This is a genomic window from Agrococcus sp. HG114, assembly GCF_024723325.1.
GTDB lineage: Bacteria > Actinomycetota > Actinomycetes > Actinomycetales > Microbacteriaceae > Agrococcus.
The window spans coordinates 1-11,140 of sequence record NZ_JANQCH010000073.1 but is presented as its reverse complement, the minus strand read 5'-3'; the positions used below and the strand labels follow the sequence as shown (position 1 = coordinate 11,140).

Annotated in this window: 13 protein-coding genes; 11 read left to right on the top strand and 2 right to left on the bottom strand. The window is 73.5% G+C overall.

What is annotated here, in order from left to right; all coding sequences use genetic code 11:
* The first annotated feature begins 33 nt into the window (after positions 1-33).
* A complete protein-coding gene (locus tag NWP09_RS08440; RefSeq protein WP_258275077.1) occupies positions 34-2,130 on the top strand; it encodes an Rne/Rng family ribonuclease in 2,097 nt (698 codons plus the stop codon).
* 59 nt (positions 2,131-2,189) lie between these two features.
* Here the strand turns inward: NWP09_RS08440 and NWP09_RS08435 are convergent, their stop codons facing one another.
* Complete coding sequence (locus NWP09_RS08435; RefSeq protein WP_258275075.1) at positions 2,190-2,471, bottom strand: DUF4031 domain-containing protein; 282 nt, start codon at positions 2,469-2,471, stop codon at positions 2,190-2,192.
* 155 nt (positions 2,472-2,626) lie between these two features.
* On the opposite strand from NWP09_RS08435, the gene rplU reads away from it, so the two are divergent.
* From rplU to rsfS, 9 genes are all read left to right on the top strand, one after another.
* Entirely contained in the window at positions 2,627-2,935 is a 309-nt protein-coding gene (gene rplU / locus NWP09_RS08430) for a 50S ribosomal protein L21 (protein WP_021010989.1), read from the top strand.
* A 13-nt stretch (positions 2,936-2,948) separates the two neighbouring features.
* Complete coding sequence (rpmA, locus tag NWP09_RS08425; protein ID WP_021010990.1) at positions 2,949-3,203, top strand: 50S ribosomal protein L27; 255 nt, start codon at positions 2,949-2,951, stop codon at positions 3,201-3,203.
* Positions 3,204-3,271: 68 nt separating this feature from the next.
* Positions 3,272-4,804 (top strand): GTPase ObgE, encoded by a 1,533-nt coding sequence (gene obgE / locus NWP09_RS08420; RefSeq protein WP_258275074.1) that lies wholly within the window; start codon positions 3,272-3,274, stop codon positions 4,802-4,804.
* On the top strand, positions 4,801-5,580 hold the full coding sequence (gene proB, locus NWP09_RS08415; protein WP_258275073.1) for a glutamate 5-kinase: 780 nt from the start codon (positions 4,801-4,803) through the stop codon (positions 5,578-5,580). Before obgE ends, proB begins: the two co-directional genes overlap by 4 nt.
* A 185-nt stretch (positions 5,581-5,765) precedes the next feature.
* A complete protein-coding gene (locus NWP09_RS08410; RefSeq protein ID WP_258275072.1) occupies positions 5,766-7,013 on the top strand; it encodes a glutamate-5-semialdehyde dehydrogenase in 1,248 nt (415 codons plus the stop codon).
* Between the two features lie 40 nt (positions 7,014-7,053).
* Complete coding sequence (locus tag NWP09_RS08405; RefSeq protein ID WP_258275071.1) at positions 7,054-7,248, top strand: hypothetical protein; 195 nt, start codon at positions 7,054-7,056, stop codon at positions 7,246-7,248.
* A complete protein-coding gene (gene nadD / locus NWP09_RS08400) occupies positions 7,245-7,856 on the top strand; it encodes a nicotinate-nucleotide adenylyltransferase (protein WP_258275076.1) in 612 nt (203 codons plus the stop codon). The genes NWP09_RS08405 and nadD overlap by 4 nt, the downstream gene beginning before the upstream one ends.
* The gene (locus tag NWP09_RS08395; protein WP_258275070.1) at positions 7,853-8,932 is read left to right on the top strand and encodes a hypothetical protein; all 1,080 of its coding nucleotides are present in this window, start codon (positions 7,853-7,855) and stop codon (positions 8,930-8,932) included. Before nadD ends, NWP09_RS08395 begins: the two co-directional genes overlap by 4 nt.
* Positions 8,933-8,948: 16 nt before the next feature.
* Positions 8,949-9,326, top strand: a complete 378-nt coding sequence (gene rsfS / locus NWP09_RS08390) for a ribosome silencing factor (RefSeq protein WP_258275069.1) — start codon at positions 8,949-8,951, stop codon at positions 9,324-9,326.
* A gap of 523 nt (positions 9,327-9,849) precedes the next feature.
* Here rsfS and NWP09_RS08385 read toward each other — a convergent pair.
* Entirely contained in the window at positions 9,850-10,722 is an 873-nt protein-coding gene (locus tag NWP09_RS08385) for a VOC family protein (RefSeq protein WP_258275068.1), read from the bottom strand.
* A gap of 81 nt (positions 10,723-10,803) precedes the next feature.
* On the opposite strand from NWP09_RS08385, the gene NWP09_RS08380 reads away from it, so the two are divergent.
* A partial coding sequence (locus NWP09_RS08380) for a cyclodeaminase/cyclohydrolase family protein (RefSeq protein WP_258275067.1) occupies positions 10,804-11,140 on the top strand: 337 nt, incomplete at its 3' end.

The following is an 11,140-nucleotide window of genomic DNA, read 5'->3' as shown; positions in this document are numbered from 1 at the left end:
GAGACGGCCGACGACCCGCTCGCCTCCGCGACGGTGCTGCCGCCGCTGCCGCAGGGGCCCTTCGGGCTGCTGTTCCACGCCCCCGACCTCGCGGCGCTGCCGCCGCTGCCCGCGCTGCGCGGCAGCTCGCCCAGCGGCGACTGGGACGACGACGAGGAGGGCGAGGACGACGACGAGCCGCAGGACGGCCGCCGCTCGCGCCGGTCGCGCTCCCGGTCGCGCTCGCGTCGCAGCGGCTCGACGACCGAGGACGAGAAGCCCCTCATCACCGAGCCGCAGAAGGTGCGCGGCTCCACGCGGCTCGAGGCGAAGCGCCAGCGCCGCCGCGAGGGCCGCGACGCGGGCCGCCGCCGCACCGTCGTGACCGAGACCGAGTTCCTCGCCCGTCGCGAGGCCGTCGAGCGCCAGATGATCGTGCGCTCGAAGCACGACCGCGTGCAGCTCGCTGTGCTCGAGGACGGCGTGCTCGTCGAGCACTACGTCGCGAAGGCGTCGGAGTCGAGCCTCATCGGCAACGTCTACCTCGGCCGCGTGCAGAACGTGCTGCCGAGCATGGAGGCCGCGTTCGTCGACATCGGCAAGGGCCGCAACGCGGTGCTCTACTCCGGCGAGGTCGACTGGGACGCCGCCGAGCTCGAGGGGCAGCCGCGCAAGATCGAGCTCGCGCTCAAGCCCGGCGACACCGTGCTCGTGCAGGTGACGAAGGACCCGGTGGGCCACAAGGGCGCCCGCCTCACGAGCCAGATCTCGCTCCCGGGCCGCTACCTCGTGTCGGTGCCCGGCGGGTCGATGAACGGCATCTCGCGCAAGCTCCCCGACACCGAGCGCGCGCGCCTCAAGAAGATCCTCAAGCAGGTGCTGCCCGAGGGCGTCGGCGTCATCGTGCGCACCGCCGCCGAGGGCGCGACCGAGGAGCAGCTCACGCGCGACGTCGAGCGCCTCACGCGGCAGTGGGAGCGCATCCAGCAGCAGCGCGGCGGCAGCGCCCCCCAGCGGCTCCACGCCGAGCCCGACCTGCTCGTGAAGATCGTGCGCGACGTGTTCAACGAGGACTTCCAGCGCCTCGTGATCCAGGGCTCGGAGGCGCTCGAGACGATCCGCGAGTACCTCGAGGCGATCGCGCCCGACCTGCTCGACCGCGTCGAGGAGTACGAGGGCGACGACGACCCCTTCGACCGCTACCGCATCGCCGAGCAGATCGACAAGGCGCTCGACCGCAAGGTGTGGCTGCCCTCGGGCGGCTCGCTCGTCATCGACCGCACCGAGGCGATGACGGTCGTCGACGTCAACACCGGCCGCTTCGTCGGCGCCGGCGGCAACCTCGAGGAGACCGTCACCAAGAACAACCTCGAGGCGGCCGAGGAGATCGTGCGCCAGCTGCGGCTGCGCGACATCGGCGGCATCATCGTGATCGACTTCATCGACATGGTGCTCGAGTCGAACCGCGACCTCGTGCAGCGCCGCCTCATCGAGTGCCTCAGCCGCGACCGCACGAAGCACCAGGTCGCCGAGGTCACGAGCCTCGGCCTCGTGCAGATGACCCGCAAGAAGCTCGGCCTCGGCCTCCTCGAGACCTACTCCGAGCCGTGCGAGGTGTGCGCGGGCCGCGGCGTGATCGTGCACCACGAGCCCGTCTCGAAGCCGCAGCGCCAGCAGCAGCAGCCCGAGAGCGGGCAGGGCGGGCGCCGCCGCGGCCGCGGGCGCGGGGGCGAGCAGGCGCAGCCCGACCAGCACCAGCAGCAGCAGGCGAGCGGCGGCACGCACGCGATCACCGAGGACATGCGCAAGGGCCTCTCGCAGATCGCCGCTGCCGCGAAGGGCAAGCCGGCCGATGCGGCGGATGCGCCGGCTGCGGCTGGGGCGGAGCGCCCGACGGGCATCGTCGCGCCGTCACGGGCCGCGGTCGAGGCCGTCGCCGCCGAGCCGGTCGTGACGATCCTCGACATCCCCGTGGAGCCGAAGGCCGAGCCGGTCGCCGAGAAGGCGAGCGAGCGCGACCTCGACGGGCTCCTCGGCAGCGCGCTCGACGCGCTCGCGGCGCCCGCCCCGGGCACGGGCCGCGCGGCCCGCCGCTCGCGCCGCGCCTCGTCGGGCATCATCACCGCGAAGCCCGACGAGCCCACCCGCTGATCGAGCAGGCCGCGCAGCGGCCGCGTCGGGATCCCGCGTCTCGATGCGGCGCGGCGCGCCTACTCGACGAGGGGAGGACGCCGGTCGCGCTCCTTCACCCGCAGGCCGCTCGCGATGAGCCGGCGCACGAGCTGCTTCGGCGGCACCTGCTCCGCGCCCATCGCGACGAGGTCGGCGATGCGCTCGGCGGGCACGTCGTAGTGGTCGTGGTCGAAGCCGCGCTCCGGGATGCCGGCCGCGCGGGCGAACGCGTGGAGCTCGTCGAGCGACGAGTCGCTCACGAGGTGCGCCCACATCGTGCCGTGGTTGGGCCAGAGCGGCTCGTCCACCAGGATCGCCATCCGCCCACGGTAGCGGCCGCCACGCCCGGCGCCGATGTTGACCGGTGCGCCCCGTGCCGTGTATCGTTGTCCGCTGGCGCTCGTCGCGTTCATCGCGCGCGCTGCAAGCTTCGTCCCGGCCCTGCCGGGAGTCGTTCCAACAGTGAGGATCCAACGTGGTGTACGCAATCGTGCGCGCCGGCGGCCGGCAGGAGAAGGTCGAGGTCGGCACCGTGCTCGTCGTCGACCGCATCGCCGGTGACGACAACGGCAACGTCGAGCTGGCCCCCGTGCTGCTCGTCGACGGCGACAAGGTCACGACCGACGCCGACGCGCTCGCCAAGGTCAAGGTGACGGCCGAGGTCGTGACCGACCTGCGCGGCCCGAAGATCCGCATCCAGCACTACCGCAACAAGACCGGCTACAAGCGCCGCATGGGCCACCGCTCGGAGCTCACGCGCCTCAAGGTCACCGGAATCAAGTAAGGGGCCGCGAACAATGGCACACAAGAAGGGCGCATCGTCCACCCGCAACGGCCGTGACTCGAACGCGCAGCGCCTCGGCGTGAAGCGCTTCGGCGGCCAGGTCGTCAAGGCCGGCGAGATCATCGTCCGCCAGCGCGGCACCCACTTCCACCCGGGCGCGGGCGTCGGCCGCGGCGGCGACGACACGCTGTTCGCGCTCGAGGCTGGCGCGGTCGAGTTCGGCACGAAGGGCGGCCGCAAGGTCGTCAACATCGTCGCTGCGGGCTGACCCACACGGCACTCGATGAACGGGGCGGGCTTCGGCTCGCCCCGTTCTCGCATCGATAGGAGGCTTCCATGGCGACGTTCGTCGACCAGGTGACGCTGCACCTGCGCGCCGGGAACGGCGGCCACGGCTGCGTCTCCGTGAAGCGCGAGAAGTTCAAGCCCCTCGCGGGCCCCGACGGCGGCAACGGCGGCGACGGCGGCGACATCGTGCTCGTCGCCGACCCGCAGGTCACGACGCTGCTCGGCTACCACCGCAACCCGCACCGCTCGAGCGAGAACGGGCAGCCCGGCATGGGCGACCACCGCTCCGGCACGACGGGCGCCGACCTCGAGCTGCCCGTGCCGGTCGGCACGGTGGTGACGGATGCGTCGGGCACGCAGCTCGCGGACCTCGCGCAGCCGGGCATGCGGGTCGTCGTCGCCGAGGGAGGCCAGGGCGGGCTCGGCAACGCCGCGCTCTCCAACCAGAAGCGGCGAGCGCCGGGCTTCGCGCTGCTCGGCACGCCGGGCCAGGAGGGCGACGTCGTCCTCGAGCTGAAGACCGTCGCCGATGTGGCGCTCGTCGGGTTCCCGAGCGCGGGCAAGTCGAGCCTCGTCGCCGCGATGTCGGCCGCCCGGCCGAAGATCGCCGACTACCCGTTCACGACGCTGCACCCCAATCTCGGCGTCGTCGAGTCGGGGCAGTCGCGCTACACGATCGCCGACGTGCCGGGCCTCATCGAGGGCGCGAGCGAGGGCAAGGGCCTCGGGCTCGAGTTCCTGCGCCACGTCGAGCGCTGCTCGGCGCTGCTGCACGTCATCGACTGCGCGACGCTCGAGCCGGGCCGCGACCCGGTGAGCGACCTGCAGGTCATCCTGCGCGAGCTCGAGGCGTACCCGGTGCCGGAGGGCCAGACGCCGCTGCTCGAGCGCCAGCAGCTCGTCGCGCTCAACAAGGTCGACGTGCCGGAGGCCGCCGAGCTCGCCGCGTTCGTGCGGCCCGAGATCGAGGCCATGGGCTACCGCGTCTTCGAGATCTCGACCGTGGCGCGCAAGGGGCTGCGCGAGCTCTCGTTCGCGCTCGCCGAGATCGTCGAGGCCGACCGGGCCGCGAAGGCCGCGGCCCCGGTGCCCGAGCGCATCGTGCTGCGGCCGAGGGCGATCGACGACCGCGGCTTCGAGATCAAGGTCGAGGGCTCGCACGCGGGCCCCGTGTACCGCATCCTCGGGGCGAAGCCCGAGCGGTGGGTGCAGCAGACTGACTTCCGCAACGACGAGGCCGTCGGCTACCTCGCCGACCGGCTCGCGAAGCTCGGCACCGAGGACGCGCTGCTCAAGGCGGGCGCCGTGCCGGGTGCGACCGTCGTGATCGGCCCGGGCGCGGGCATCGTCTTCGACTGGGAGCCGACGATCGCCTCCGCGGCCGAGCTCGTCGGCAACCGCGGCACCGACCCGCGCCTCGACCGCAACGACCGCCGCACGACCGCCGAGCGGCGCGACGAGTACCACCGCCGCATGGACGCGAAGCAGGCGGCGCGCGACGACCTCGCCTCCGAGCGCGAGGCCGGCATGTGGACCGACGACGAGGGGTTCGAGGTGCAGCGCTGGGACGACGAGGCGTGAGCTCGATCGACCTCGCCGTGCGCGAGCGGGTCGTCGTCAAGGTCGGCTCGTCGTCGATCTCGGGCGACCGGCGCGGCCAGATCGAGCCGCTCGTCGACGCGCTCGCGCGCCTGCACCGCTCGGGCGAGGTGATCCTCGTCTCCTCGGGCGCGATCTCCACGGGGATGCCGTACCTCGGCCTCGAGTCGCGGCCCGTCGACCTGCCGATGCAGCAGGCTGCGGCCGCGGTCGGGCAGAACGTGCTCATGAACCGCTACCAGCGCAGCCTCTCGCGGCACGAGCTCGTCGCGGCGCAGATCCTGCTCACCGCCTCCGACATGGAGATGGACTCGCACCGCGTCAACGCGCGGAACGCGCTCGAGCGCCTGCTCGAGCTGCGCATGCTGCCGATCGTCAACGAGAACGACACCGTCGCGACCCATGAGATCCGCTTCGGCGACAACGACCGGCTCGCGGCGCTCGTCGCCCGGCTCGTGGGCGCCGACCGGCTCATCCTGCTCTCCGACATCGAGGCGCTGCGCACTGCGCCCCCCGGGGAGCCGGGCTCCGAGCCGATCCACCACGTGCCCTACGGCGACCCGATGGACGGCGTGCAGCTCGGCGCCTCGGGCTCGCACATCGGCTCGGGCGGCGCGATGACGAAGGTCGACGCCGCGCGGCTCGCCGCCGAGGCGGGCGTGCGCGTGACGGTCACGGCGACGCCGCTGCTCGAGCGGCTGCTCTCGGGGGAGCGGCTCGGCACCGAGTTCGAGCCGAACCCCGCCGCGCTGCGCTGAGCCGCGCCCCCGCGGACGCTCCGCTGCATCCGGCGCACCTCACGGCACAAGGACCAGCTCCGCAGGGAGGTCGATCGCGCCTCGGCCTGTGACGGAAGGGGGGATGTGGCCTTGCCCTGTGCCGTCCTCGGCCGGCCGCGTGCCCGGCCCGCCCCGGAGCATCCGCCGGCTCGTAGGATCGAGGCATGGCCGACGAGCTCGAGACGCTGCTGACCGAGTCGAAGCGCGCGTCGCGCGCCCTCGGCGTCGCGCCCGCCGAGCAGCGCCACGCGGCCATCGCCGCCATCGCCGACGCGATCGAGGTAGCGGCCGAGCGCATCCGCGCCGCCAACGCCGAGGACCTCGAGCGCGGCCGTGCGAACGGCCTCGCCGACGGGCTCCTCGACCGCCTGCTGCTCGACGAGTCGCGCATCGCCGGCCTCGCCGCCGCCGCGCGCGCGCTCGCCGAGCTGCCCGACCCGGTGGGCGAGGTGCTCCGCGAGCGCACGCTGCCCAACGGGCTCGAGCTGACCGAGGTGCGCGTGCCGTTCGGCGTCGTCGGCGTCATCTACGAGGCGCGCCCGAACGTCACGGTCGATCTCGCGTGCATCGGCCTCGGCTCCGGCAACGCGGTCGTGCTGCGCGGCGGCTCGGCCGCCGAGCGCTCGAACGCCGTGCTCGTCGACGTCATGCAGGGCGCGATCGAGGCGGCCGGCCTGCCGCGCGCGGCCGTGCAGACGATCGACCGCTTCGGCCGCGACGGCGCCGGGCGGCTCATGCGCGCGCGCGGCCTCGTCGACCTGCTCGTGCCGCGGGGGAGCGCCGCGCTCATCGAGCGCGTCGTGACCGAGTCGACCGTGCCCGTCATCGAGACGGGCGCCGGCGTCGTGCACGCGTTCGTCGACCGCGCCGCCGACCTGCCGATGGCGGTCGAGATCGTGCTCAACGCGAAGACGCAGCGCACGAGCGTGTGCAACGCGCTCGAGACGGTGCTCGTGCACCGCGACATCGCCGAGACCGCCGTGCCCGTGCTCGCCGACGCGCTCCGGCAGGCCGGCGTCACGATCCACGCCGACGCCGCGCTCCCGGGCGTCGACGGCGCCGCGCCGCTCGGCGAGCACGGCTGGTCGACCGAGCACCTCTCGATGGACGTCGCGATCGGCGTCGTCGACGGGCTCGACGCGGCGATCGAGCACGTCAACGCCTTCGGCACGCACCACACCGACACGATCATCACCGACGACGCGCAGTCGGCGGCGCGGTTCCTCGCCGAGGTGGACTCCGCGGTCGTCATGCACAACGCATCCACCCGCTTCACCGACGGCGGCGAGTTCGGCTTCGGCGCCGAGGTCGGGATCTCGACCCAGAAGGCGCACGCGCGCGGACCGATGGGGCTGCCGGAGCTCACGAGCACGAAGTGGATCGTGCGCGGCACGGGCCAGGTGCGGGCCTGACCGATCCGCCGCGATAGGCTTGCATCGATCGGAGGCTTCCATGACGCTGACACCCCTGACCTCGGCCCTGCTCGGGGCCGCGGAGCACGCCGAGTCCTCGGCCGACGCCGGCTTCGGCCCCTACATCGCCGCCGGCATCACCGCCGCCGTGTTCATCTTCTCGGCGATCGTGCTGCGATCGTTCCGCGACGTCGCGCACCGCTCCGAGCGGCACGACGTGCACGGCAACGCCTGAGCGCGCCATCCGTGCCTGAGCGCCGGCGTCGCCTGGGCATCATGGGCGGCACGTTCGACCCGATCCACAACGGCCACCTCGTGGCCGCGAGCGAGGTCGCGCACCACTTCGCGCTCGACGAGGTCGTGTTCGTGCCGACGGGCGAGCCGTACCAGAAGCGCAGCGTGTCGCCGAGCGAGGACCGCTACCTCATGACGGTCATCGCCACGGCGTCGAACCCGCAGTTCCGCGTGAGCCGCATCGACATCGACCGCGAGGGCCCCACCTACACGATCGACACGCTGCGCGACGTGCGCGCGCTGCACCCCGACGCCGAGCTCTTCTTCATCACGGGGGCGGATGCGTTCGCGTCGATCGTCGAGTGGAAGGACGCGGACGAGCTGTGGGAGCTCGCCCACTTCGTCGCCGTCAGCCGCCCGGGTCACCACCTCTCGGTCTCCGGGTACCCGCGCGAGCGCGTCTCTGAGCTCGAGATCCCGGCACTTGCGATATCCTCTACCGATTGCCGTGCGCGCGTCCGCGCCGGGTATCCCGTCTGGTATCTCGTGCCGGACGGGGTGGTTCAATACATCAGCAAGCACGACTTGTACCGGAGACTGACAGCATGACCGATGCGAACGAAGGGCGGCCGCTCACCCGGCGCCAGCTTCGCGAGCTCGAGCGCGCTGCAGAGCTGGCGAGCTCCGGCGGGCTCCCGCCCGTCCCCGATCCCGCGGCAGCGCCGAACGACGCGCCCGTGCGCCTGGGTCGCCACTCCACGCCGAGCGTGCCCGCCGCGCCCGAGGAGACGCAGCCGATCGAGCCGCTCGTCGAGCCGCCGCAGAAGCCGCTCGGGCGGTTCTTCGGCCGCAGGAAGGCCGACGAGGCGGTCGAGCCCGCCCCGACGGTGGCGCTCGACCGCGTCGATGTGCGCCCCGGGGACGACGTCATCGAGGCCGAGGTGCAGCCGCCGGCCTCGCGCGGCGCATCCGTGCCCGCCCCGTGGTCGGCGCGCCGCTCGAGCGTGCAGGTCGATGACGTGCAGGGCCTCGACACCGTCGACGACGCCGAGATCGACAGCCTCGAGATCGACGAGGTCGTCGTCGAGCAGCCGCGCATCTCCGCGCACCGCGTCGCCGACGCGACCCCGGCAGAGCTCGAGGACCGCCGCCGCGCGCTCGACGAGGAGGAGGTCGTCCGCACCGGCCCGAGCCGCGGCCAGACGCAGCGCCTCCCGGTCATCGTCAACGTCGTCTCCGACACCTCCGAGCACCACATCGCCGACCTGCGCGACCAGGGGGTCGCGACGACCGGCGGCTCGTCGACGTCGTCGTTCACGGCTAACGCGCTCGTGCTCCCGGCCGGCACCGACAGCCCCGACTTCCAGCTCGAGGGCGAGGACGGCCTCCTCGTCACCGGCTCGATCGACGTGCCCGACGGCTTCGCCTCCTCCGGCCGCGGCAGCGCCTCGATCGACGGCAGCGACGTCGACGCCGAGGTCGCCGACGGCGAGGTCTCGAGCCCCGAGTCCGCGCCCGTGCGCGCCTCGAAGGCCGTGTCGTCCTACGCGAACGCGCGGGTGCAGATCGCCCCGCAGAAGCAGCGCACCAACCTGATGCCCGTCGCCATCGGCGCCGGCGCCGGCGTGTTCGTCGCCGGTGTCGTGGGCGTCATCGTCTGGGCGCTGTCGCAGGGGGTCCTCTGAGCCGCCGGAGCGCTCGATGAGCGCCGATCAGAAGGCGATCGACCTCGCCCGGTCCGCGGCGCGGGCTGCCGACAAGGCGCTCGCCGTCGACCAGGTGGCGCTCGACGTCTCGGGCCAGCTGCCGCTCACCGACGTCTTCCTCATCGCGACCGGCCGCAACGAGCGCCAGGTCTCGGCGATCGCGCGCGAGATCGAGGATGCGCTCATCCTCGACGGCGCGAAGCCCATCCGCCGGGAGGGCCGCGCCGACGGCCGCTGGGTGCTGCTCGACTTCTCCGACATCGTGGTGCACGTCTTCCACGAGGAGGAGCGCACCTACTACCAGCTCGAGCGCCTCTGGCGGGACGCGCCGGTCGTCGACCTGCAGCTCCCCGCCCCGCCCGTCACCGAGTAGCGCGCCGGCGCGCCGGTGGCGCCTCCCGCAGGTGAGTGGCGCGTCCGGCAGGTGAGTGGCGCGTCCGGCAGGTGAGTGGCGCGTCCGGCAGGTGAGTGGCGCGTCCGGCAGGTGAGTGGCGCCTCCCGCAGGTGAGTGGCGCGTCCGGCAGCTTCGTGAGCCGCCAGCCAGGTGCGTGACCCGCCAGCCAGGTGCGGGGGCCGCCAGCCAGGTGCGGGCGCCGCCAGTCGGGTGCGGAGCCCGCCAGTCGGGTGCGGGGGCCGCCAGTCGGGTGCGTGTGGCGCCAGTCAGGCGCGGGAGGCGCCACTCAGCCGCGGCAGGCGCCACTCAGGTGCGGGAGCCGCCAGTCAGGCACGCGGGGCGCCACTCAGGTGCGGGAGCCGCCACTCAGGCGCGGGAGGCGCCACTCAGGCGCGGGAGCCGCCAACCAGGCACGCGAGGCGCCAGCTCGGCGCGGGAGGCGCCAGTGAGACGACGGGGCCGCCACCCGAGTGGTGGCGGCCCCTGTGCGCGAGAGTGGTCGTCAGGCGGCGGGGGTCAGGGTGATGACGTTCGCCCAGGGGTCGTCGAAGCGGAGGGAGCGGCCGTCGTCGCTCACCGCGACGCCCGCCGACGTGAGCCGCTCGCGGGCGGCGCCGAGCGCATCCGCATCGGGCACCGTGATCTCGACGCGACCGAGGCCCAGCGTGTCGGCGCGGCGGCCGGCGCCGCGCGAGTTCCACACGTTCATCGCCATGTGGTGGTGGTAGCCGCCCGCGCTCACGAACAGCGCCGTGTTGCCGAGCGACGTGGTCTCGGCGAAGCCGAGCGCGTCGACGTAGAACTGCCGCGCCGTCGGCACGTCGCCGACCTGGAGGTGGACGTGGCCGACCTTCGCGCCGATCGGCGCGGTCGCCGACTGGCCGAAGCTGCCGCGGTCGAGGTGCTCGTTGACGAAGCGGTTCGGGTCGATGAACTCGGTCGTCATGTAGACCTGCCCGTTCGACCAGTGCCACTGGTCGCGCGGCCGGTCGACGTAGAGCTCGACGCCGTTGCCGTCGGGGTCGGCGAAGTAGAACGCCTCCGACACGTGGTGGTCGCCCGTGCCGGCGAACTGGATGCCGGGGATCTGCGTCATCCGCACGACCGCCGCGGCGAGCGCCGCGTGCGTCGGGTAGAGGATCGCGGTGTGGAACAGGCCCGCGTCGGCGGGATTCGGGCCGCGCAGGTCGGGCGCCTCCTCGAGCACGAGGATCGTGCGGCCGCCGACGCCGAGCTCGACGACGCCGGGTCGCTCGGCGATCTGCTCGAGGCCGACGCCCGCGGTGTACCAGTGCACGAGTCGCGCGAGCTTCGCGGTCTTCAGCATCACGGGGCCCATGTCCGTCGCGTCGGGCAGCAGATCGATCGTGTTCATCAGTTCCTCCGAGTGATGGAACGCCCGCGGGCGCAGGGCATTCCGAGCCGGCTCGCGGTTCCCGCCGCTAGGCTCCACGCGGTGAGCGAGAGCCTGTGGTCGATGCGTGCGGATGCGATGCTGGAGCGCGTCGCCTCCTCCGAGCCGACGCCCGGGAGCGGCGCGGCTGCCGCGGTCGCCGGGGCCTTCGGCATCGCGCTCGTGCTCAAGGCGCTCGCGATCACCGACGGTGACGGATGCGCGCCGCTGCGCGACAGGGGAGCGGCGCTCGTCGAGCGCGTGGTCGCGTCCGCGGACCGCGACGCGGAGGCGTTCGCGGCGGTCGTCGACGCGCAGGGCGGCGACGACCCGGCGGGCGACGACGCACGCGTCGAGGAGGCGACCGTCGCGGCGGCCGAGGTGCCGCTCGGGCTCGCCG